The sequence below is a fragment of the Streptomyces sp. BYX5S genome (assembly GCF_054724165.1).
Genome location: NZ_CM138829.1, coordinates 8,031,699 through 8,054,207, shown reverse-complemented (window position 1 = coordinate 8,054,207; position 22,509 = coordinate 8,031,699). Strand labels below are relative to the sequence as shown.

18 protein-coding genes and 6 tRNA genes are annotated in these 22,509 nt (G+C 69.3%); 10 read left to right on the top strand and 14 right to left on the bottom strand.

Going from position 1 to position 22,509, the window contains the following annotated elements:
• Positions 1-8 precede the first annotated feature (8 nt).
• The 5 genes from ACYBSK_RS36390 to ACYBSK_RS36370 form a co-directional block, all read right to left on the bottom strand.
• Positions 9-827 carry an ABC transporter permease gene (locus tag ACYBSK_RS36390; RefSeq protein WP_457481492.1) on the bottom strand — a complete coding sequence of 273 codons (819 nt, stop codon included), beginning with the start codon at positions 825-827 and terminating at the stop codon, positions 9-11.
• Positions 824-1,816 carry an ABC transporter ATP-binding protein gene (locus ACYBSK_RS36385; RefSeq protein WP_460244631.1) on the bottom strand — a complete coding sequence of 331 codons (993 nt, stop codon included), beginning with the start codon at positions 1,814-1,816 and terminating at the stop codon, positions 824-826. The genes ACYBSK_RS36390 and ACYBSK_RS36385 overlap by 4 nt, the downstream gene beginning before the upstream one ends.
• Before the next feature lie 130 nt (positions 1,817-1,946).
• Positions 1,947-2,022, bottom strand: a tRNA-Gly gene (locus ACYBSK_RS36380).
• Positions 2,023-2,074: 52 nt separating this feature from the next.
• Positions 2,075-2,146, bottom strand: a tRNA-Gly gene (locus ACYBSK_RS36375).
• A gap of 122 nt (positions 2,147-2,268) precedes the next feature.
• Complete coding sequence (locus ACYBSK_RS36370) at positions 2,269-2,589, bottom strand: histone-like nucleoid-structuring protein Lsr2 (protein ID WP_460244630.1); 321 nt, start codon at positions 2,587-2,589, stop codon at positions 2,269-2,271.
• Between the two features lie 347 nt (positions 2,590-2,936).
• Here ACYBSK_RS36370 and purS point away from each other — a divergent pair, with 347 nt between their 5' ends.
• The 5 genes from purS (at position 2,937) to ACYBSK_RS36345 (ending at position 7,964) form a co-directional block, all read left to right on the top strand.
• The gene (gene purS, locus ACYBSK_RS36365) at positions 2,937-3,203 is read left to right on the top strand and encodes a phosphoribosylformylglycinamidine synthase subunit PurS (protein ID WP_356386140.1); all 267 of its coding nucleotides are present in this window, start codon (positions 2,937-2,939) and stop codon (positions 3,201-3,203) included.
• Positions 3,200-3,883, top strand: a complete 684-nt coding sequence (gene purQ / locus ACYBSK_RS36360) for a phosphoribosylformylglycinamidine synthase subunit PurQ (RefSeq protein ID WP_457481489.1) — start codon at positions 3,200-3,202, stop codon at positions 3,881-3,883. Before purS ends, purQ begins: the two co-directional genes overlap by 4 nt.
• A complete protein-coding gene (gene purL / locus ACYBSK_RS36355; protein WP_460244629.1) occupies positions 3,880-6,129 on the top strand; it encodes a phosphoribosylformylglycinamidine synthase subunit PurL in 2,250 nt (749 codons plus the stop codon). Before purQ ends, purL begins: the two co-directional genes overlap by 4 nt.
• A gap of 151 nt (positions 6,130-6,280) precedes the next feature.
• Entirely contained in the window at positions 6,281-7,078 is a 798-nt protein-coding gene (locus tag ACYBSK_RS36350; RefSeq protein ID WP_460244628.1) for a maleylpyruvate isomerase family mycothiol-dependent enzyme, read from the top strand.
• A 91-nt stretch (positions 7,079-7,169) separates the two neighbouring features.
• On the top strand, positions 7,170-7,964 hold the full coding sequence (locus ACYBSK_RS36345) for an META domain-containing protein (protein WP_457481486.1): 795 nt from the start codon (positions 7,170-7,172) through the stop codon (positions 7,962-7,964).
• Between the two features lie 22 nt (positions 7,965-7,986).
• Here the strand turns inward: ACYBSK_RS36345 and ACYBSK_RS36340 are convergent, their stop codons facing one another.
• The gene (locus ACYBSK_RS36340; RefSeq protein ID WP_460244627.1) at positions 7,987-9,414 is read right to left on the bottom strand and encodes a sulfatase family protein; all 1,428 of its coding nucleotides are present in this window, start codon (positions 9,412-9,414) and stop codon (positions 7,987-7,989) included.
• A gap of 170 nt (positions 9,415-9,584) precedes the next feature.
• Positions 9,585-9,677, bottom strand: coding sequence for a putative leader peptide (locus ACYBSK_RS36335; protein ID WP_356386122.1), 93 nt, complete (start codon positions 9,675-9,677; stop codon positions 9,585-9,587).
• A 153-nt stretch (positions 9,678-9,830) separates the two neighbouring features.
• On the opposite strand from ACYBSK_RS36335, the gene purF reads away from it, so the two are divergent.
• Together purF and purM are read left to right on the top strand one after the other, a co-directional pair.
• Positions 9,831-11,357: an amidophosphoribosyltransferase gene (purF, locus tag ACYBSK_RS36330; RefSeq protein ID WP_457481484.1), complete on the top strand. Its 1,527-nt coding sequence runs from the start codon at positions 9,831-9,833 to the stop codon at positions 11,355-11,357.
• A gap of 32 nt (positions 11,358-11,389) precedes the next feature.
• Positions 11,390-12,460 carry a phosphoribosylformylglycinamidine cyclo-ligase gene (purM, locus tag ACYBSK_RS36325; RefSeq protein WP_460244626.1) on the top strand — a complete coding sequence of 357 codons (1,071 nt, stop codon included), beginning with the start codon at positions 11,390-11,392 and terminating at the stop codon, positions 12,458-12,460.
• A gap of 150 nt (positions 12,461-12,610) precedes the next feature.
• Here purM and ACYBSK_RS36320 read toward each other — a convergent pair whose 3' ends face one another.
• Together ACYBSK_RS36320 and ACYBSK_RS36315 are read right to left on the bottom strand one after the other, a co-directional pair.
• Positions 12,611-12,874, bottom strand: a complete 264-nt coding sequence (locus ACYBSK_RS36320; RefSeq protein WP_457481482.1) for a DUF3073 domain-containing protein — start codon at positions 12,872-12,874, stop codon at positions 12,611-12,613.
• Between the two features lie 263 nt (positions 12,875-13,137).
• Positions 13,138-14,223 (bottom strand): Leu/Phe/Val dehydrogenase, encoded by a 1,086-nt coding sequence (locus ACYBSK_RS36315; protein ID WP_457481481.1) that lies wholly within the window; start codon positions 14,221-14,223, stop codon positions 13,138-13,140.
• Between the two features lie 212 nt (positions 14,224-14,435).
• Between ACYBSK_RS36315 and ACYBSK_RS36310 the strand changes: the two genes are divergently transcribed.
• Both ACYBSK_RS36310 and bldC read left to right on the top strand, forming a co-directional pair.
• Complete coding sequence (locus ACYBSK_RS36310) at positions 14,436-15,296, top strand: hypothetical protein (RefSeq protein WP_457481480.1); 861 nt, start codon at positions 14,436-14,438, stop codon at positions 15,294-15,296.
• A gap of 499 nt (positions 15,297-15,795) precedes the next feature.
• Positions 15,796-16,002 (top strand): developmental transcriptional regulator BldC, encoded by a 207-nt coding sequence (bldC, locus tag ACYBSK_RS36305; protein ID WP_003949541.1) that lies wholly within the window; start codon positions 15,796-15,798, stop codon positions 16,000-16,002.
• Positions 16,003-16,724: 722 nt separating this feature from the next.
• On the opposite strand, the gene ACYBSK_RS36300 is transcribed toward bldC, so the two are convergent.
• Both ACYBSK_RS36300 and hrpA read right to left on the bottom strand, forming a co-directional pair.
• Positions 16,725-16,799, bottom strand: a tRNA-Asp gene (locus ACYBSK_RS36300).
• A 93-nt stretch (positions 16,800-16,892) separates the two neighbouring features.
• On the bottom strand, positions 16,893-20,921 hold the full coding sequence (gene hrpA / locus ACYBSK_RS36295) for an ATP-dependent RNA helicase HrpA (RefSeq protein WP_460244625.1): 4,029 nt from the start codon (positions 20,919-20,921) through the stop codon (positions 16,893-16,895).
• Between the two features lie 130 nt (positions 20,922-21,051).
• Between hrpA and ACYBSK_RS36290 the strand changes: the two genes are divergently transcribed.
• Complete coding sequence (locus tag ACYBSK_RS36290; RefSeq protein ID WP_460244624.1) at positions 21,052-22,158, top strand: ABC transporter permease; 1,107 nt, start codon at positions 21,052-21,054, stop codon at positions 22,156-22,158.
• A gap of 53 nt (positions 22,159-22,211) precedes the next feature.
• On the opposite strand, the gene ACYBSK_RS36285 is transcribed toward ACYBSK_RS36290, so the two are convergent.
• The 3 genes from ACYBSK_RS36285 to ACYBSK_RS36275 form a co-directional block, all read right to left on the bottom strand.
• Positions 22,212-22,285, bottom strand: a tRNA-Phe gene (locus ACYBSK_RS36285).
• A 23-nt stretch (positions 22,286-22,308) separates the two neighbouring features.
• Positions 22,309-22,383, bottom strand: a tRNA-Asp gene (locus ACYBSK_RS36280).
• A gap of 51 nt (positions 22,384-22,434) precedes the next feature.
• Positions 22,435-22,507, bottom strand: a tRNA-Glu gene (locus tag ACYBSK_RS36275).
• Positions 22,508-22,509: the final 2 nt, after the last annotated feature.

Below are 22,509 nucleotides of genomic sequence, written 5' to 3'. Positions count from 1 at the left end.
GTCCCCTCTCAGCGCCGCGGTTCCCACCGGAACCGCTTCTGCACAGCAAACACCGCGACCACGATCCAGGCCACCGCGATGACGATCGCCTTCACGGACTCGCCGCCGGTCAGGGTCCCGCTCCAGCCGCCCCGGACCAGCGTGAGCGCCGACGTCAGCGGCAGCAGCTCGCACACGGCCGCCAGCTTGTCCGGAAAGATCTCCAGCGGCACCACACCGCCGGAGCCGATCATCGACACGAGCAGCATCGGCATCGCGGCGACCTGGGCGCTCTCCACGCTGCGGCTGAAGACCGTGGTGAAGGCGGCCAGCGCGACGCACAGCGGGATGCCCAACAGCACGCCGAGGACGACCAGTTGAGGCGCCTCGGGCGCCCCCGCGTCCAGCGCGAACGTGCACACGACGGCCACGGCCGTGCACTGGACGAGCCCGATCACGACGGACGGCACCGCGGCCCCGCTGAGGATCTCCAGGTCGCGCAGCTCACCGGTGCGCAGCCGCTTGAGGACGAGCTCCTCGCGCCGCGACGCGTACACGCTGACCAGCGAGCTGTACACGGCGAACAGCAGGGAGAAGGCGATCGCCGAGGAGATCATGACGGTGCCGAGGTTGAGCCCGACACCCTTCAGGTCGCCCTTGTCCATCGACTGGGAGACGCTGAACGGCAGGACGAGCGGCACGAAGACGGCCGTGAACAGCACGCCCTTGCTCCGCCCGATGAGCGTGAACTCGGCCCGCGCGAGCGCCTTGAGCCGCCCCGCGGACGTCGTCGTCCCAGCCGGACCCGTACCCGCACCCGTGACCGCGGACGCCGTACCCGTACTCATACCGCCATCTCCTTGTCCTTCTCGCGGGCCGGTCCCCCGGCGGAGCCCTTCGCGTCCTGCGCGATCCTCAGGAACGCCTCCTCCAGCGACGCGCCCCGCACGTCGAGCCGACGCAGTTCGACGCCCGCGTCCCTGGCCCACACCAGCAGGCCGGTCGCGGCCCGTTGCAGGTCCTCGGTGCGCAGCCGCACGAGCCGGCCCTCGACGTCGTGCGCGTCGACGCCGAGCGAGCCCAGCGGCGGCAGGTCGCCCGGGAAGTAGCCCTCGGGCAGTTCGAAGGTGATGCGCGAGGGCTGGCTGGCGACGACCTCGTCGACGCGGCCCTCGGCGGCGATCCGCCCCTCGTGCAGGATCGCGAGCCGGTCGGCGAGCTCCTCGGCCTCTTCGAGGTAGTGCGTGGTCAGCAGCACGGTCGTGCCCTCCTCGCGCAGGCGGCGCACCAACTCCCAGGTGTCGCGGCGCCCTTCGGCGTCGAGGCCGGTGGTCGGCTCGTCGAGGAACAGCACCTCGGGCCGGCCGAGGAGGGCGAGCGCGAGGTCGAGCCGCCGCTTCTCGCCGCCGGACAGCTGCTTGACGCGCACCTTCCCCCGCTTGGCGAGCCCCACCGCCTCCAGCGCCTCGTCGAGGGGCCGGGCCCCGCTGGTGCAGCCGGCCCACATGCGTACGGTCTCGCTGACGGTCAGTTCGCTGGGGAAGCCGCCGTCCTGAAGCATCACCCCGATCCGCGGCCGTACCCGGTCCCGCTCGGTGTACGGGTCGTTCCCGAGCACCCGCACCTGCCCCCCGGCAGGTGCGGCGAGCCCTTCGATGACTTCCACGGTGGAGGTCTTTCCGGCGCCGTTCGTGCCGAGGAGGGCGAACAGCTCGCCGCGGCCCACGGAGAAGGTGACTCCGCGCACCGCCTCGAAGGAGCCGCGCTTGCCGCGGTTCCCGTCCCCGTACACGCGGCGCAGATCAGTGACGTCGATCACGCGCTCGTTGTTGGTCATGCCTCAAGCCTTCCGCCCCGGGCGGAGGACCGGCAGTGCGCGCTGTCATCGGCCCGCATGACAAATGTCAGAGGAGGAGCGTGGCCGGGAACGACGAAGGCCCGGTCCGTGAGGACCGGGCCTTCGTTACTGGAGCGAACGACGAGGTTCGAACTCGCGACCTCAACCTTGGCAAGGTTGCGCTCTACCAACTGAGCTACGTTCGCACTGCTCGCATCAGCCTACCGCACTCACCGAAGTGATCGGTACGCGATGCAGAGCGGGTGACAGGAATTGCACACTGCGCCTTCCTCCTGGAAGGAGGATGTTCTACTACTGAACTACACCCGCATGTACTCCGTGAGGTCCGGCCTTTCGGCCTTGCCCCTCGGCGTGCTCCAGACTTTAGCCGACTGCCCGGGGTGCAGCGCAAGTCCGGTCGCCGAGGGCGCTCTCGGAGCGGGGCCGCGGGTTCAGTTGGCCGCGGCGAAGGCCTCGTAGACCCGCTTCGGGATGCGGCCGCGCGGCGGCACCTCGAAGTCGTTCGAGCGGGCCCAGGCGCGCACGGCGGCCGGGTCGGGGCTCAGGTCCGTGTGTTTGTACGCCTTGCCGGTCCTGCTGGACTGCTTGCGCCCCGCCTGGAGGTAGGGGGCCAGTGTCTCGCGGAGTTGATGCGCATTGGCTCGATTGAGGTCGATCTCGTACGACGAGCCGTCGAGACCGAACGCGACCGTTTCCGCTGCTTCTCCGCCGTCGATGTCGTCAAAGAGAGTGACCACGACACGCTGCGCCACGAATATCGGTCCCTTCGTCCGGCACCCCGCTTTGACGTGCGGTGATGCAGACTGTCCAGCTGTTGTCAGGCAAAGCTCGGACAATGCGGTAGCCCGAGTTCAGGCCGGCTGCCCGTATCTGCCATTTCCTTTTTACCCTGTCCGGCAATGCAGAGGGAAGACCAGTTAAAAGCCTCGGTGTGTCTCCCGGGGCGGATATCCGGAGTCTTTCCCTTAATTTTCCGTGGGGATCTCATGTCGTTGCCATAACGTGATCCGCATCTCGTAGCTTCCTACTGTCTACGCGAGTAGAAAATTTGGGCAGGTACGCTGAACGGACCAGCTCAACCCACACACCGGGAGTGCCAGTGGCACGCGTCGTAGTCGACGTCATGCTCAAGCCGGAGATCCTCGACCCCCAGGGCCAGGCGGTGCAGCGTGCGCTGCCGCGCCTCGGTTTCGACGGCATCTCCGACGTACGTCAGGGAAAGCGTTTCGAGCTCGAAGTGGACGGGCCGGTGGATGACGCCGCCCTCGCCCGTATCCAGGAGCTGGCGGAAACCTTCCTCGCCAACACCGTGATCGAAAACTTCACCGTCAAGGTGGAAGAGCCTGCGGTGGGGGCCGAAAAGTGACCGCTCGTATTGGCGTCGTCACCTTTCCCGGTTCCCTCGATGATCGCGACACCCAGCGGGCGATCCGGCTCGCGGGTGCCGAGCCCGTCGCGCTCTGGCACAAGGACAAGGACCTGAAGCAGGTCGACGCCGTCGTGCTGCCCGGTGGTTTCTCCTACGGCGATTACCTGCGGGCGGGCGCCATTTCGCGTTTCTCGCCCGTCATGGAGACGTTGATCGACCAGGCGAAGGCGGGCCTCCCGGTCCTGGGTATCTGCAACGGATTCCAGGTCCTCACCGAGGCCCACCTGCTTCCCGGCGCGATGCTCGGAAACGATCACCTGCACTTCATCTGCCGCGATCAGAAGCTGCGGGTGGAGAACGCGGACACCGCCTGGACCGTCGACTACGACGCCGGGCAGGAGATCCACATCCCGCTGAAGAACATGGACGGCCGCTACGTGGCCGACGAGCGCACGCTCGACATGCTGGAGGCGGAGGGCCGGGTCGCCTTCCGGTACCTGGACGTCAACCCCAACGGCTCGCTCCGTGACATCGCGGGCATCACGAACGAGGCGGGCAACGTCGTCGGTCTGATGCCCCACCCGGAGCACGCCGTCGAGCCCCTCATCGGGTCCGGCCGCACCGACGGCCTCCCGTTCTTCACCTCGATCCTCAAGAAGCTGGTCGCCGCCTCATGAGCCTCGACACCGTAGAGAACGCAAGCAAGACTCCCGACGTCGAGCTGCCGTGGGCCGAACTCGGCCTGAAGAAGGACGAGTACGAGCGGGTCGTGGAGATCCTCGGCCGCCGGCCCACCGGCGCCGAGCTCGCCATGTACTCGGTCATGTGGTCCGAGCACTGCTCGTACAAGTCGTCGAAGGTGCACCTGCGCCAGTTCGGCGAGAAGGCGCCGCAGTCCGACGCGCTGCTCGTCGGCATCGGTGAGAACGCGGGCGTCGTCGACGTCGGCAACGGTTACGCCGTCACCTTCAAGGTCGAGTCCCACAACCACCCGTCGTACGTCGAGCCCTACCAGGGCGCGGCCACCGGCGTCGGCGGCATCGTGCGCGACATCATCGCGATGGGCGCCCGCCCGGTCGCCGTGGTGGACCCGCTGCGCATGGGCGCCGCCGACCACCCCGACACCAAGCGCGTGCTGCCCGGTGTCGTCGCCGGCATCGGCGGCTACGGCAACTGCCTGGGCCTGCCGAACATCGGCGGCGAGGTCGTCTTCGACGCCTGCTACCAGGGCAACCCGCTGGTCAACGCCGGTGCCATCGGCGTCATGCGGCACGAGGACATCCACCTCGCGAAGGCGTCCGGCGCGGGCAACAAGGTCATCATGTACGGCGCCCGCACGGGCGGCGACGGCATCGGTGGCGCCTCGATCCTGGCCTCCGAGACCTTCGACGACGCCAAGCCGTCGAAGCGTCCCGCCGTGCAGGTCGGTGACCCCTTCCAGGAGAAGCTGCTCATCGAGTGCACCCTGGAGGCGTTCGCCGAGAAGCTCGTCGTCGGCATCCAGGACCTCGGCGCCGCCGGCATCTCCTGCGCCACCTCCGAGCTGGCGTCCAACGGCTCGGGCGGTATGCGCGTCGAGCTGGACGACGTACCGCTGCGCGACTCGACGCTCTCCCCCGAGGAGATCCTGATGTCGGAGTCGCAGGAGCGGATGTGCGCGGTGGTCGAGCCCGGCAAGGTCGACCGTTTCCTGGAGATCTGCGAGAAGTGGGACGTCATCGCCACCGTCATCGGTGAGGTGACCGACGGCGACCGCCTGGAGATCTTCTGGCACGGCGAGAAGATCGTCGACGTCGACCCGCGCACGGTCGCGCACGACGGTCCGGTCTACGAGCGCCCCTACGCCCGCCCCGAGTGGCAGGACGCGCTCCAGGCGGACGACGCGGGCAAGCTGCCCCGCCCTTCGTCGAGTGACGAGCTGAAGGACCAGGTCCTCGCGCTCGTCTCCTCGCCGAACCAGGCGTCGAAGAAGTGGGTCACCCAGCAGTACGACCACTTCGTGCAGGGCAACACCGTCCTCGCGCAGCCCGAGGACTCGGGCATGATCCGCATCGACGAGGAGACCGGCCTCGGTGTCGCCATCGCGACGGACGGCAACGGCCGGTTCGCGAAGCTCGACCCGTACACGGGCGCGCAGCTCGCCCTCGCGGAGGCGTACCGGAACGTCGCGACGACCGGCGCCAAGCCGCTCGCCGTCTCCGACTGCCTGAACTTCGGTTCGCCCGAGGACCCGGCCGTCATGTGGCAGTTCGCCGAGGCCATCCGTGGTCTCGCCGACGGCTGCCAGCAGCTCGGCACCCCGGTGACCGGCGGCAACGTCTCGCTCTACAACCAGACGGGCGAGGCCGCGATCCACCCGACGCCGGTCGTGGCCGTGCTCGGTGTGATCGACGACGTCACCCGCCGGACCCCGGTCGCCTTCAAGGAAGAGGGCCAGCTCCTCTACCTGCTGGGCGACACCCGCGAGGAGTTCGGCGGTTCGGCCTGGTCGCAGGTCGTCCACGACCACCTCGGCGGTCTGCCGCCCAAGGTCGACCTGGAGCGCGAGCGGCTGCTCGCCGAGATCCTCATCTCGGCGTCCCGCGACGGCATGATCGACGCCGCGCACGACCTGTCCGACGGCGGTCTGATCCAGGCCGTGGTCGAGTCGGCGCTGCTCGGCGGGAAGGGCGCGCGCCTGGTCGTCCCGGACGGCCTCGACGCGTTCACGTTCCTCTTCTCGGAGTCGGCCGGCCGCGCGGTCGTGTCGATCCCGCGCAGCGAGGAGCTCCGCTTCAACGACATGTGCGGCGCGCGGGGCCTGCCCGTCACCCGCATCGGTGTCGTGGACGGCGACTCGGTGGACGTCCAGGGCGAGTTCACGCTCTCGCTGGACGAGCTGCGGACGGCGCACGAGGGCACGATCCCGGCGCTGCTGGCATAGGCCGTACGCCCGTGGGGCCCGCCTGCTTCGGCGGCGGGCCCCACGTGGTCTCCCTCCCGGGGCTTCCGCCCCGGAGCCCCGGCCACCCCGCTCCTCAGGTGCCGGAAGGCTTGAACGGCCTACCCGTGCGGCCGTCTCGTAGGCTCGGCCCATGCCACCGGCCAAGAAGAAGCGCCCCCGCGCCTACGACTTCGACAAGACGCGCACCGCCGTGCTGACCCAGTTCGGCAACGTACGGAAGGCAGTCGAGACGCTCACGTCCGAGCAGCTCGACGGTCCGACGCGGCTCGGTGAGTGGACCGTGCGGGAGCTCGCCGCGCACCTCACCATGGCGACGACGGCCCTCGCGCGCGGGCTCGCGGCCGCATCCGCGGCGAAGGCCGAACTCCGGCCGCAGGACTGGCCGATGACCTCCGCCCCGCACGCGCGGGACATCGCCGAGTACGTCACCGGGCTCGCCGCCGACCACGACCTCGCCGAGCTGTACGCCGAGGCCGAGCAAAGCCTCGCGCAGGCCCTCGCGAACCACCCCGGCGACGCGCTCGTCGCCAACCGCACCGGCCACATGACGCTCGCGGACTACCTGGTCACCCGCACCGTGGAACTGATCGTCCACACCGACGACCTGAACGACGCCGTGCCGGGCCTCGACATTCCGTACGACCGCCAGGCCCTGGCCGCCTGCACCCGGCTCCTCGCCGACGCCCTCGCCACGAAGGCGCCGGGCGCCTCCACCGAGGTGCGGATCCCCCCGTTCGCCGTGGTGCAGTGCGTGGAGGGGCCCCGGCACACCCGCGGCACCCCGCCGAACGTCGTCGAGACCGATCCGCTCACCTGGATCAGGCTCGCCACGGGCCGGCTGCCGTGGGCCACGGCGGTCGCCGACGCGCAGGTGAGCGCCAGCGGGGAGCGGGCCGACCTGGCGGAACTGCTGCCGATCATGGCGTGATGCGGACGGGACGCGCGGCGGGCCGGAACCGGAATGCGGCCCGCCACGTCCCATTGCCATGCTCACGCTACGTACATCCCGTACACGTACCTTGATCAGCACCGCGGCCCTTCCGCTCGCCGCGCTGGCCACCGTCACCGCCTGCGGGGACCAGAAGGCCGGCTCGACGAGCGTCGGCGGGGCCCCGATCACCGGCGTCCACTGGACCGTGCAGAGCATGACGGTGGACGGGCGCACCACCAAGGCACCCGGCAGCGCCTACGTCGAGTTCGTCTCGGACGAGCGGGTGCGCGGCAACTACGGCTGCAACCGCTTCGACGCCCAGGCCGAACTGACCGGCGACAGCCTCGACCTCGGCAAGGCCAAGCGGACGATGATGCTCTGCGAGGGCAAGGACGTGGCCGCCTTCGAGAAGAGCCTGGCCCGCGCCCTCGCCGCGAAGAACACCGTCGAGACCCAGGGCGACAAGAAGGACCGGCTGACCCTCACCGGGGAGAACGGCGACACCGTCACCCTCGCCAAGCAGCGCGACGCCGAACTCGTCGGCACCACCTGGAAGGTCACGAGCCTGAGCGCCGACGACGCCACCCGCTCGGTGCCGAAGGCCGCCGAGGGCCGGGCCCGCCTCGTCTTCGACAAGGACGGCCACGTCAGCGCCCGCCTTGGCTGCAACCAGGGCCGCGCCGAAGCCACGGCCAAGGACGGACACCTCACCTTCGGCCCGCTGACCAGCACCCGGATGGGATGCATCGGGGCGGCGGGCGAGCTGGAACAGACGATGCTCAAGGTCCTGAAGAACAAGGCCAGTTACGACATCCAGGGCAATTCGCTCACCCTGAAGAAGCCCGACGGCAGCGGCATCGGTCTCACCGCCGCCGACGGGTGACCCGGACCGGCGGACCGGGAGCTCAGGACGGATAGGGCAGCAGCTCCGCGTCCGTCTTCTCCCACACCGCCTTCAGCTCGGCCAGCAGCTTCGGCTCGGCGGCCGCCCGGTCGGCCTGCTCGCGCCGGTCGGCCGCCAGGTCGAACAGCTGGTCGGCGCCGCCGCTGCCCCGGTAGTACTTCCAGTCTCCGCGCCGCACGGCCCGCTCCCCGCGCACCCGCCAGAACAGCGCGCGCTGCGCCAACTTCTCGCCGCGCAGCAGATAGCCCGCGAGGCTGGTGCCGTCGAGGGGGTACGCCTTGTCGGCGCGGGCCCCGCCGATCTCCAGGAGCGTCGCCGTCCAGTCGGGGGTGAACACCGGCTCGTGGCTGACCTGCCCGCCGTCGATGCGGGCGGGCCAGCGCACGATCGTCGGCACGCGGATGCCGCCCTCCTGGAGGGACGACTTGTTGCCGGACAGCGGCCAGTTGTAGGAGAAGCGCTCACCGCCGTTGTCCGAGGCGAAGAAGACGAGCGTGTCCTGTTCCTGCCCGGACTCCTTCAGCGCCTTCAGCACCTGCCCGACCGACCGGTCCAGGTCCTCGACCATCTCCGTGTACTTCTCCACCGAGCCGCCGTCGTCGTGGAACAGCGCCCGCTTGTCCCCGGCCCTGATCCGCCGGACGACCTCGGCGCTCGCCTCCTCGTCGCCGTCGGCGATCCACGGCCAGTGCGGGGTGGTGAAGTTGAGGTTGAGCAGCCACGGCGTGCCCCCGTGGTCCCGCTTCACGTACTCGCTCGCCCGCTCGGTCAGCACCCGCGTGTAGTAGCGCAGGTCCTTGTACTCGGCGTCGCCCTCCCTCACCCGGCCCTCGTAGAGGTCGTACTCGCCGCCCAGGCCCAGCTTCGAGTAGTACTCCAGGGCCCCGCCGAAGTTCCCGAAGAACTCGTCCCAGCCCGACTTGGTGGGCGAGTAGTCCGGCAGGTATCCGCAGTGCCACTTGCCGATCAGGGCCGTCGCGTACCCGGCGCCGCGCAGCAGCGAGGCGAGCGTCGGGTGGTTCGGGTCGAGCCCCACGGACCGGTCGGCTATCGGCTCCGCGAGACCGCCCTTCGTACGGCCCGGGTAGCGGCCGGTGTAGAGGCTGAACCGGGTCGGCGAGCAGGTCGCGGAGCCGCTGTACGCGTCCGTGAACCGCACGCCCTGCCGGGCCAGCCGGTCCAGGTGCGGGGTTTTGATGTGCGGGGAGCCGTACGAGGACAGATCCGCCCAGCCCAGGTCGTCGCCCAGGATGAACAGGATGTTGGGCCGCCGCGACCGGCGCCCGGAAGCGGCCCGGAAGGGCGTCTCCCGGGGCTCGGCCGCCTGCGCGGTCCGGGTCGTGGCCGCCCCGACACCGGCGGCGGCGACGGTGGCGACGGCGGCCCCGCCGAGGGCGCGACGGGACAGGCGAGAGGCATGCGAAGGCATGGGGTCTCCGAGGTGATGGGCCGCCGGAGCGGCACGCGAAAGCCGCGCCTCGACGGGGCGCGGGAATGCGGTGATGGGCGGCTCCGGCACACGGGCGGAAGCCGCCGGCCGACGGCGCACGGACGTCAGGAGACGGACGCCGTACGGGCGTCAGGGCAGGGGAAGGTCAATCACGCACAGAGACAGATGGCGCTCGCGACACGGACCAGGTCGACGTGGCGGCGCTCCACAAGGGTGACCACGTGGTCACGGAGTGGCTGCATGGCCAGGGACTCTGCCGAGAGGGGCGTACAGCTGTCAACTACCCGTCCGTACTTCGGACGGCGTGATGAGTTCCGTCACAACGGCCCCGGTCAACCCGCGTAGTCCCGGTCCCCAATTCGGACCACTGGGGGATCACGTCTACACTCGGTGACGTGCCACGTGGTGACGGTCGACTCAATCACGACCTGCTTCCCGGCGAGAAGGGCCCCCAGGACGCTTGCGGCGTCTTCGGTGTCTGGGCTCCGGGTGAAGAGGTCGCAAAGCTCACGTACTTCGGGCTCTACGCCCTCCAACACCGGGGTCAGGAATCCGCGGGAATCGCGGTCAGCAATGGCTCCCAGATCCTCGTCTTCAAGGACATGGGACTCGTCTCCCAGGTCTTCGACGAAACCTCCCTAGGGTCCCTGCAAGGTCATATCGCGGTCGGTCACGCCCGCTACTCGACCACCGGGGCCTCCGTATGGGAGAACGCCCAGCCGACGTTCCGCGCCACCGCGCACGGTTCGATCGCCCTCGGGCACAACGGCAACCTGGTCAACACGGCGCACCTCGCCGAGCTGGTCGCCGATCTCCCCAAGGAGAACGGGCGCGCGACCCAGGTCGCGGCCACCAACGACACCGACCTGATCACGGCGCTCCTCGCCGGCCAGGTCGACGACGACGGCAAGCCGCTGACCGTGGAGGACGCGGCACTCAAGGTGCTGCCCCAGGTCAAGGGCGCCTTCTCGCTCGTCTTCATGGACGAGAACACGCTGTACGCGGGCCGCGACCCGCAGGGCATCCGCCCGCTGGTGCTCGGCCGCCTGGAGCGCGGCTGGGTGGTCGCCTCCGAGTCCGCCGCGCTCGACATCTGCGGCGCCTCCTACGTCCGCGAGATCGAGCCGGGCGAGTTCGTCGCCATCGACGAGAACGGCCTGCGAACGTCTCGCTTCGCCGAAGCAAAGCCCAAGGGCTGTGTCTTCGAGTACGTCTACCTGGCCCGTCCCGACACGGACATCGCGGGCCGGAACGTGTACCTCTCCCGCGTGGAGATGGGCCGCAAGCTCGCCAAGGAAGCCCCGGTCGAGGCCGATCTCGTCATAGCGACGCCGGAGTCCGGGACACCGGCCGCGATCGGCTACGCGGAGGCCTCCGGCATTCCGTTCGGCAACGGCCTGGTGAAGAACGCCTACGTCGGGCGCACGTTCATCCAGCCCTCCCAGACGATCCGCCAGCTCGGCATCCGTCTGAAGCTGAACCCGCTCAAGGAAGTCATCAAGGGCAAGCGTCTGGTCGTCGTCGACGACTCGATCGTGCGCGGCAACACGCAGCGCGCCCTCGTCCGCATGCTCCGCGAGGCCGGCGCGGCCGAGATCCACGTCCGGATCTCCTCGCCGCCCATCAAGTGGCCCTGCTTCTTCGGCATCGACTTCGCGACCCGCGCGGAGCTGATCGCCAACGGCATGACGGTCGAGGAGATCGGCACCTCGCTCGGGGTCGACTCGCTCTCGTACATCTCCATCGACGGCATGATCGAGGCGACCACCATCGCCAAGCCGAACCTCTGCCGTGCCTGCTTCGACGGCGAGTACCCGATGGACCTCCCCGACCCGGAGCTCCTCGGCAAGCAGCTCCTGGAGACGGAACTGGCCGCAGGTCCTGCGTCCACGGCTGCGTCCGACGCGATCCGTCGCCCGTAGACCCCGTACACCCAAGCGAAAGATCCCAGGCAATGTCTGAGACCACATCCGGTGCTTCCTACGCGTCCGCGGGCGTCGACATCGAAGCCGGCGACCGCGCCGTGGAGCTGATGAAGGAGTGGGTGAAGAAGACGCAGCGCCCCGAGGTCCTCGGTGGCCTCGGCGGCTTCGCCGGCCTCTTCGACGCCTCCGCCCTGAAGAAGTACGAGCGCCCGCTGCTCGCCTCCGCGACCGACGGCGTCGGCACGAAGGTGGACATCGCGCGGCAGCTCGGCCGTTACGACACGATCGGCCACGACCTCGTCGCGATGGTCATGGACGACATCGTGGTGTGCGGCGCCGAGCCGCTCTTCATGACGGACTACATCTGCGTGGGCAAGGTCCACCCGGAGCGGGTCGCCGGCATCGTGAAGGGCATCGCCGAGGGCTGTGTCCTCGCGGGCTGCGCCCTCGTGGGCGGCGAGACGGCGGAGCACCCGGGCCTGCTGGGCGCGGACGACTTCGACGTCGCGGGCGCCGGCACCGGCGTCGTGGAGCACGACAAGCTGCTGGGCCCGGACCGCATCCGTAAGGGTGACGCGGTGATCGCCATGGCGTCCTCCGGTCTTCACTCGAACGGGTACTCGCTGGTCCGCCACGTCCTCCTGGAGCGCGCGGGGATGGACCTGGGCGCACACGTCGAGGAACTCGGCCGGACGCTCGGCGACGAGCTCCTGGAGCCGACGAAGATCTACTCGCTGGACTGCCTGTCGCTCATCAGCACCACCGAGGTCCACGCCTTCAGCCACATCACGGGCGGCGGCCTCGCGGCGAACCTGGCCCGCGTGATCCCGGACGGCCTGCACGCCACGGTCGACCGGTCCACGTGGACGCCGGACCCGATCTTCGACCTCGTGGGGAAGAAGGGCCAGGTCGAGCGCCTGGAGCTGGAGAAGACGCTGAACATGGGCGTCGGCATGATGGCGATCGTGCCGCAGGAGTCGGTGGAGGTCGCCCTCGCGACCCTCGCCGACCGGGGCGTGGAGTCCTGGGTCGCCGGCGAGATCGTCGAGCGCGGTGAGCACGCCACGGGCGCCGAGCTCACGGGTGACTACGCGAACTAGCCCTCAGGGGGCGCTGTGGGAGCGGCGCCCCCGAGGTCCGCGCGGGACCGCCGGGCCCGTTGTGCGGACAGCACAAAACCCGGTCCGGCGTGTGACCACCCCGGACCGGGTGAAGTGCAGCGGCTGGTGTGTCGCTGACGTGCTACGAGGTCAAGCGCCGCGGCGCTGTGACGAAGGACCGGACTCGTCGTCCTCGTCCTCGTTGTCGCCGTACATGTCCGCGTAGCGGGCGTACGGGTCGTCTTCCTCGTCGTCGTCCTCGAAAGGCTCGCCGTTCGGCGGCTGATTCGATACTGGATCCGACGTGGATGCGCCTAGCTCGTTGGCCAGACGCGACAGGTCAGTCCCGCCGCTGTTGTACTTCAGCTGGCGGGCGACCTTCGTCTGCTTGGCCTTGGCCCGGCCGCGCCCCATGGCTCGACCCCCTCGGTGATGGGGCTTCATGGCCCCAGAGTCTTGACACGCGTTCATGAACTGGAACGGACTCCCCGCAGGGAGACCGGTCCGTAGGGCTTCCACGGTACCTGAGCCCACGCCCATACGGTACGTCGCCCGCAGGACGCGCCTCGGCGCAGGACCAGCCAGGAGCCCTTTCCTCGCTGGTCAGCTGCGATTTTAACCTCTTCTGGGCGGGCGACCCGCCGGGGGACGTGACTCTCGTTACGCGAGGGTCGCGGTCAGCCCCTTCCGCGCGCCTCGGCCATCCGCTGTTCGGCGATCCGGTCGGCCGCCGCGGCCGGCGGAATACCGTCAGACTTTGCACGAGCGAAGATTCCGAGCGTGGTGTCGAAGATCTTCGCGGCCTTCGCCCTGCACCGGTCGAAGTCGAAGCCGTGCAGCTCGTCGGCGACCTGGATGACGCCACCCGCGTTGACCACATAGTCGGGGGCGTAGAGGATCCCGCGGTCGGCGAGGTCCTTCTCGACGCCGGGGTGCGCGAGCTGGTTGTTGGCCGCGCCGCACACCACCTTTGCGGTCAGTACCGGAACGGTGTCGTCGTCCAGGGCTCCGCCCAGCGCGCAGGGCGCGTAGATGTCGAGCCCCTCCACCCGGATCAGCGCGTCGGTGTCGGCGGCCACCGCGACCTCGGGGTGCCGGTCGGTGACCTGCCGCACGGACTCCGCGCGCACATCGGTGACCACGACCTCGGCGCCGTCCTCCAGCAGGTGCTCGACGAGGTGGTGCCCCACCTTGCCCACGCCCGCGATGCCCACCCTGCGGCCGCGCAGGGTGGGGTCGCCCCACAGGTGCTGGGCGCTGGCCCGCATGCCCTGGAAGACGCCGAAGGCGGTGAGGACCGAGGAGTCGCCCGCCCCGCCGTTCTCGGGCGAGCGCCCCGTGGTCCACCGGCACTCGCGCGCCACGACGTCCATGTCGGCCACGTACGTACCGACGTCGCAGGCCGTCACGTACCGGCCGCCGAGGGAGGCCACGAAGCGGCCGTAGGCGAGGAGCAGCTGCTCGCTCTTGAGGGTGTGCGGGTCGCCGATGATCACGGCCTTGCCGCCGCCGTGGTCGAGCCCGGCCATGGCGTTCTTGTACGACATGCCGCGCGCGAGGTTCAGCGCGTCGGCGACCGCCTCCGCCTCGGAGGCGTACGGGTAGAAACGGGTGCCGCCGAGGGCCGGGCCCAGGGCGGTCGAGTGCAGGGCGATGACGGCCTTGAGGCCGCTGGCCCGGTCCTGGCAGAGGACGACCTGCTCGTGGCCCCCCTGGTCGGAGTGGAAGAGGGTGTGCAGGACTTCGCCGGTCACATCGGTCACGGTGGTGACTCCCAAGTACATAGCGGCGGTTGAGCGGATTCCCGTGCGGGTGGCGGGCGTCCGAGGTGCTGTGTGAGCAAGAGATTAGAGCGTGGACGTGCCCGTCACGGCCGCAGTGCCGAGGATCACTCTCTCGCGCCGCGTCACCGTCCGGTGACCGAGTGGGACCATGGAGAGTGTTTTCCAGCCGGTGTGCGGGGGAGGGAGCAGCCGTGCCCAAGGAGTCGTCGGTGACCGTCCCGTATGCGGCGTATCTGCGCGTGTACGAACCCCTCGCAGCTTTCCCCCAGCCGGAGCGCGGCCATTGGGAGCGCTACGCGAAGCGCGAGCGGCTCCCTTCCTACCAGGATGAATTGCGCCGTTCTTTGGCTGATCTCTTGCCCACTCCGCCGGTGCCCGTGCCGGTCCACGAGAGCGACGACGCGTTCGTGATCGCGATCGACGGGGTGGTGTGCGTGTGCCCGTGGCGCACCCGGCTGCGCGGCTGGCAGGCCCTCGGCGAGCTCCCCGGCGAGCTGCCGGGCCCGGTCCTGGACGCGGCGATCCCGCCGGTCGTGCGCCGGCAGACCGCCACCGACTACGAGCGCTGGCTGGAGCGCAACCCCGACGCCCGGCCCTGGATCCGCACGTCGACGTGGCAGGTGCCGATCAACTGGTTCGTGCTGGTCTCGGACGAGGAGCGGGAGTACGAGCAGAAGAGCGACGAGGACGGGGCGGGGGGCGTCGGCGTCCCGCGGCTGCGCTACCGCACGCCGATGGTGCAGGCCAGGCGCCGGGTCGCGCGCGGTCTCAAGACGCTGAAGGACGCGATCGAGGAAGGGCCGCTGATCGACGGCCTGGTAGATGTGGGGCGCTGGCTCGAGGAGTTCCACCCTCGTTCGTACGTCGAGCTCGACTACGGCGGTCTCGTGCACGCCCTGCCGCAGGACTTCCTGGAGGAGGACCACTCTGCGGCGGACGTCGCCGAGGGGATCGCGGCGCTGCGCTCCGGCGACGGGGACGGCGCGGGCACGGCGTACGCGCGGCTTGTGGAACGCTGGCGTGCGGCGCGGGACCGCCAGTTCGCCAACTGACCCACCCTCACACGCACCCAAGTGACGCCGCTCACAGGGCGCTTGGGACCTACGTCCCGATCCGGGCGTTTGCCTCAAGCGTGATGGACGGCACTTAACTGGACCTTGCGCCCATCACCCCTCCTCGTGTCAAAATAGGACAAGGAGTCCGGGGAGGGCTCTGTCCGTCCAACTAAGTCCAACCATGGACGGATTACTCAGCATTGCACTGCCGCTGGGGGGTCTGATGGCTCCTGATCGCTCTGTGACTGATCGTCACTGTGGCGTGACTGTCCGCTATGGCACGGTCCATCGGCATCCGTCGCTGATGGACACCTGGGAGGGCAATTCCATCGGTTTGGCCGACGCGGCTGGACGGATGGTGTAGTTGTAGTGCCGAGGACAAGCCGTTCGTCCTATAACCGACTCGACTCGCGTCCGCCATTTCGGGCAACGCGGGTCAAGGTGCAGAATTTAGAGGAATGAACCGAGAAGGTTCGGTTCTCCGAGGAGGCCGCTCATGACCGCTCGCACCCCTGATGCCGAGCCGCTGCTGACCCCGGCTGAGGTCGCCACGATGTTCCGCGTCGACCCCAAGACGGTCACGCGCTGGGCGAAGGCTGGCAAGCTCACGTCGATTCGTACGCTCGGCGGACACCGCCGTTACCGCGAGGCCGAGGTCCGCGCCCTGCTTGCGGGCATCCCGCAGCAGCGCAGCGAGGCCTGAGGCACCGCATTACGCAGCAATACGGGCGTTTTCGGGTCCCCCAACCCGTCGGACGCCCACCCCTAGCTCCACAGGACGCCGGTCCCGCCCCAACGGGACTCCTTCTGCCGAAGGTCCGCTGAAGCGTCATCTCAACAGCATCACGGAAGCGTCATCGATCGCGCTGGACTCCGCCGGGTCCAGCGCGATCTTTTTTGTGCGCGCGGGCCTGCCTCCGGCGGGCGTCTGTGCGTGCCCTTGTTGGACCTTGATGGATCCCTGTGGGCGGCCCTCCGGGGTAGTGCAATTGCACATATTAAATTGAGCCGTTGTAGGGCGGGGGTAAGAAACGGTGTTTCCAAAACAACTTCGGTGACTCCCGTCACACACCCCGTCACTTGTTGCAAGTGACGCCCGTGCGCTATTGGGGCCACGCCGGCGCCGACTCTCCCTAGGCTCCCACCAGTTGAGGGCCCGTAGGGCCGCCTTTGGTCACACTCCCCAGGGTCTTTCGTCCCCATGCCCCTCCCAGCCCCTCTGAGCCCACTCCAGGGCCCTCCACGGGGTTCGAACAAGCCCCTCCGGCCCCATCCGAGCGCGATTCGGCCCTCTCAAGCCCCTCCGGCGATTGAGGAGCGGGGCCCGGGGCGGAGCCCCGATCTTTCAACCGCGACGACGGGACGACCGCAACGACGCCAACGCAAAAAGAGACCCGCACCGTACGGTGCGGGTCTCTTCTACTGCGGTCCTGACGGGATTTGAACCCGCGGCCTCCACCTTGACAGGGTGGCGAGCACTCCAAACTGCTCCACAGGACCAGGTTTCGCTGCGCTGTACTGCGTTGCGCTGCGAGACAGGACTCTACAGCAGCGCAGGCCGTGCGGTCGAACTCACTCTGCGCACCCGCCCGATCACGGAACCTGCGCGTCGATCGCCTTCACGATCCGCTTGTCCGAGACCGGGTACGCCGTGCCCAGCGCATGCGCGAAGTAGCTGACCCGCAGCTCCTCCAGCATCCACCGGATGTCCAGCACCTCCTGCGGCACCGGCCGCCCCTGCGGCATCTGCTCAAGGAGCCACAGGTACTCGTCCCGCATCTCGTGGACCTTCTCCATGCGGGTGGTGTCCCGCTGGACGCCGGTCGGCATCTGCTGGAGCCGGCGGTCGGCCGCGACGAGGTAGCGCACCAGGTCGGGCAGGCGCCGCAGGCCGGTCGCGGTGACGAAGCCGGGGCGGATCAGCTCGTCCAACTGGCCGCGCACGTCCTGGAGGTTGGCGAGGAGCGTGGGGCTCTTCGTGGACTTCAGGCGCCGCTCGGCTGCCTGCCACGCGGCGAGCACCTGCTGCACCTGGCCGACCGTGCGCACCGTGGTGTCGACGATCTCCGCGCGCACCTTGTCGTACAGCTTCCGGTACGACTCCTCGTCCCAGGCGGGGCCGCCGAAGTCACCGATGAGCTTGTCCGCGGCGGCCATCGCGCAGTCGTCGAAGAGGGCCTGCACGGAGCCGTGCGGGTTCGCCGACAGGGCGAGCTTCTGGGGGTTGGTGAGCTTGTCCGCGGCGAACTTCCCCGGGTTCACCGGGATGTTGCGCAGGATGAGCCGGCGCGTGCCCTTCCACATCGCCTGCGCCTGCTCGGCCTCGCTGTCGAAGAGGCGTACGGACACGGTGTCGCCGTCGTCGACGAGCGCCGGGTACGCCTTGACCGGCTGGCCGGCCCGCCGGGTCTCGAAGACCTTCGACAGCGTGCCGATCGTCCAGTCGGTCAGGCCCTTCTGCTCGACCGAGGGGCCACCCGCGCGCTCGGCGGTCGCCGCGGCGGCCTTGGAGATGGCCTGCCGGGCCTTCGGCTTCAGCCGGAGCTTCAGCGCCTCCAGGTCCTTGTCCTCGGCGAGCTTGCGGCGCCGCTCGTCGACGATCCGGAACGTGATCTTCAGGTGGTCCGGTACGCGGGTGAGGTCGAAGTCGTCGGCCTTCACCGGGACGCCGACCATCCGCTGCAACTCGCGCGCGAGCGTCGTCGGCAGCGGTTCCTGCAACGGGACCGCCCGCTCCAAGAACGCCTTCGCGTAGTTCGGCGCCGGTACGTAGTTGCGCCGGATCGGCTTGGGCAGGGAGCGGATCAGCTCGACGACGACGTCCTCGCGCAGGCCCGGGATCTGCCAGTCGAAGCCCTCGTCAGTGACCTGGTTGAGCACCTGGAGCGGGATGTGGACGGTCACGCCGTCCGCGTCCGCGCCCGGCTCGAACTGGTACGTCACCCGGAACTTCAGCTCCCCCTGCCGCCAGGAGTCCGGGTAGTCGGCCTTCGTGACCGCCTCCGCCGACTCGCGGATCAGCATCGAGCGCTCGAAGTCGAGGAGTTCGGGCTCCTCGCGCTTCTTGTGCTTCCACCAGGAGTCGAAGTGGGCGCCCGATACGACGTGTTCCGGGACCCGCTGGTCGTAGAAGTCGAAGAGGGTCTCGTCGTCGACGACGATGTCGCGGCGCCGGGCCCGGTGCTCCAGCTCCTCGACCTCGGTGAGGAGTCTGCGGTTGTCCGCGAAGAACTTGTGGTGCGTGCGCCAGTCGCCCTCGACCAGCGCGTTGCGGATGAACAGCTCGCGGCTGACCTCGGCGTCGATCCGCCCGTAGTTCACCTTGCGCTGCGCGACGAGCGGGACGCCGTACAGCGTCACCTTCTCGTACGCCATCACCGCCGCCTGGTCCTTCTCCCAGTGCGGCTCGCTGTACGTGCGCTTCAGCAGGTGCTCGGCGAGCGGCTCGACCCACTCGGGCTCGATCTTCGCGTTCACGCGCGCCCACAGGCGCGAGGTCTCCACCAGCTCCGCCGACATCACGAACCGCGGCGGCTTCTTGAAGAGGGCCGAGCCCGGGAAGATCGCGAACTTGGCGTTGCGGGCGCCGATGTACTCGTTGCGCCCGCGATCACGGCCCGCCTGTTTGGGGTCCTTGGCCTGCGACTCCTTCGACTCCTTCCCCGCGGCGGAGCCGCTGTCGGATGCAGTCTTCATGCCGATGTGCGAGAGCAGACCGGACAGGAGGGAGACGTGGACGGAGTCGCCGGCCGCGTCCTGGTCGTTCAGATGGATGCCCATCTGCTTCGCGACCGTTCGCAACTGCGTATAGATGTCCTGCCACTCGCGGATGCGCAGGAAGTTCAGGTACTCGCGCTTGCACATGCGGCGGAACGCGGAGGAGCCCAGCTCCTTCTGCTGCTCGCGCACGTAGCGCCACAGGTTCAGGAACGCCAGGAAGTCGCTGGTCTCGTCCTTGAAGCGGGCGTGCTGCTGGTCGGCCTGCGCCTGCTTGTCCTGCGGGCGCTCGCGCGGGTCCTGGATGGACAGGGCCGCCGCGATCACCATGACCTCGCGCACGCAGCCGTTCTTGTCGGCCTCCAGCACCATGCGGGCGAGACGCGGGTCCACCGGGAGCTGGGCGAGCTTGCGGCCCTGCTGCGTGAGCCGCTTGCGGGCGTCCTTCTCCTTCGGGTCCAACGCGCCCAGTTCCTGGAGGAGTTGGACGCCGTCGCGGATGTTGCGGTGGTCCGGCGGGTCGATGAAGGGGAACTTCTCGATGTCGCCGAGGCCCGCCGCCGTCATCTGGAGGATGACCGAGGCCAGGTTCGTACGGAGGATCTCCGCGTCCGTGAACTCCGGGCGGGCGAGGAAGTCGTCCTCGGAGTACAGGCGGATGCAGATGCCGTCGGACGTACGGCCGCAGCGGCCCTTGCGCTGGTTGGCGCTGGCCTGGCTGACCGGCTCGATGGGCAGGCGCTGCACCTTCGTACGGTGGCTGTAGCGCGAGATGCGGGCCGTGCCCGGGTCGATCACGTACTTGATGCCGGGGACCGTCAGGGAGGTCTCCGCGACGTTCGTGGCGAGGACGATGCGGCGGCCCGTGTGGCGCTGGAAGACGCGGTGCTGCTCGGCGTGCGAGAGCCGCGCGTACAGCGGCAGCACTTCCGTGAACCGGTACTTCTTCTTCTCCAGCGCGTCCGCGGTGTCGCGGATCTCGCGCTCTCCGGAGAGGAAGACGAGGATGTCGCCGTCGCCCTCGCGCATCAGCTCCTCGCACGCGTCCGTGATCGCGGTGATCTGGTCGCGGTCGGAGTCGTCCGAGTCCTCTTCGAGGAGCGGCCGGTAGCGCACCTCCACCGGATACGTACGCCCGCTGACCTCGACGATCGGGGCGTCCCCGAAGTGCCGGGAGAAGCGCTCGGGGTCGATGGTCGCGGAGGTGATGACGACCTTGAGGTCCGGGCGTCTGGGCAGCAGCTGCGCCAGGTAGCCCAGCAGGAAGTCGATGTTCAGCGACCGCTCGTGCGCCTCGTCGATGATGATCGTGTCGTAGGCGCGCAGCTCGCGGTCCGTCTGGATCTCGGCGAGCAGGATGCCGTCCGTCATCAGCTTGACGAACGTGGAGTCCTGGTCGACCTGGTCCGTGAACCGGACCTTCCAGCCGACGGCCTCGCCCAGCGGCGTGCCCAGCTCGTCCGCGACGCGCTCGGCGACGGTGCGGGCCGCGATCCGGCGGGGCTGGGTGTGCCCGATCATGCCGCGCACACCGCGGCCGAGGTCGAGACAGATCTTTGGGATCTGCGTCGTCTTTCCCGATCCGGTCTCACCGGCGACGATCACGACCTGGTGGTCGCGGATCGCGTCGGCGATCTCGTCCTTCTTCTGGCTGACCGGGAGCTGCTCGGGATACGTGACGTCGAGGGCGGCGCGGCGCTCACGGCGGGTGTCCGTGCGGACGCCGGCCTTCTCGGCCTCGGTCTCGATCTCGGTGAGCACGGCGGCACGGGCCTCCGGCTTACGGATCTTGCGGGCACCTTCGAGCCTGCGCCCGAGCCGGTGCTCGTCGCGCAGGGACAGCTCGGACAGCCGCCGCGCTACGGCGGCGAACTGATCGGCGGCGGGGGCAGGCTGCGTAGACATACGTCCCCAAGGATCTCACCTCGCGGAAATCCGTGGCGACCGGTTTTGCGGGCGGTGCGCGGGCCCCGGTCGGCAGGGGCCGGAACGGTGTCCGGATGTACTCCGCCGATGTCTGGCTTAACGTGCCGATATGTCCCACTTGCCCGAAGAGTCGGCCGCGGAGCCCGAACCCGAGCCGCACCCGCCGCACGGCGCGCACGGCCGTCCGCCGAGCGGGGCCGAGCGCTGGGCCGGCTTCAAGCAGTCGCCCTTCTTCCCGGCGACCGTCCTCGTCCTCATCCTGGCCGCGGCGGCCGCCCTCTTCGCCGGCTCGTACACGTACTCCATGGCGAACCCGACGCCGCACCACATCCCCACCGGCGTCACCGGCGAGCACGACGCCGCGCGGCGCAGCGCCTTCGTCGGGGCGATGGAGAAGGCCCTCGACGCCCAGCTCGACCTCAAGCTGTACGACTCTCCGCAGGCGGCCCGCGACGCGCTCGACGCCCAGAGGATCTACGCGGTGTTCGACGTGCGGGACAACGGCGCCCGCGTCCGCCTCGACGTCTCGGGCGCCTCCGGCGTCACCGTCGCCCAGGTCTTCACCGAGGCGGCGCCCCCGGTCAGCAAGGCGACCGGCATCCCCGTGACGGTGAAGGACGTGAACCCGCTCCAGGGCGGCGACCCGCGGGGCCTGACGATCTTCTACATCACGCTCGCCGCCGTCATCATCGGCTTCGTCGGCGCGATCCAGCTCAGCGTGCACGCCCGCGGCCTCAACCCGGCCGAACGGATCGCCTTCACCGTCGCCTACGCGCTGCTCGGCGGCTTCGCCGTGGCGGCCGTCGCGGACTGGGGGCTCGGGGCGGTGGACCTGCCCTTCGTCGAGTCCTGGCTGATCCTCGCGCTGACGATGTTCACCTGCGGCATGGTCTTCACGATGTTCAACACGTTCTTCCACCGCTGGGCGATGATCCCGACCTGGGGCCTGCTGGTCCTGCTCGGCAATCCGGCCTCCGGCGGCGCCGTCGCGCCCCCGCTGCTGCCCACGGTCATCGGCCGCCTCGGCCAGTGGCTGCCACCGGGCGCCTCGTACAACGCCCAGCACACGGCGGTCTACTTCCAGGGCAACCAGCACGCCTTCCCGTTCCTGGTGCTGGCCGGCTGGTCCCTGGTCTCCTGCGTCCTCTTCTGGTTCTGGCGCCACCGCCACCCGGGCGGCCGGGGCACGGGCCCGCTGCACGCGGCGCCGGTCTGAACAGGGGCCGGGAAACGCAATAGGCCCCGTCCGAAGACGGGGCCTAGTTCCTGTGGCTGGGGCCGGGATCGAACCGGCGACCTATCGCTTTTCAGGCGATCGCTCGTACCAACTGAGCTACCCAGCCACGAAGTTCACGAGGAACTTCAGCGGTCCTGACGGGATTTGAACCCGCGGCCTCCACCTTGACAGGGTGGCGAGCACTCCAAACTGCTCCACAGGACCTTGCTGTTGTGTGCGAGACGAGCAAGCGCAAGTCTCTCACACGGTTGTGCGTGCCCCCAACGGGATTCGAACCCGTGCTACCGCCTTGAAAGGGCGGCGTCCTAGGCCGCTAGACGATGAGGGCTA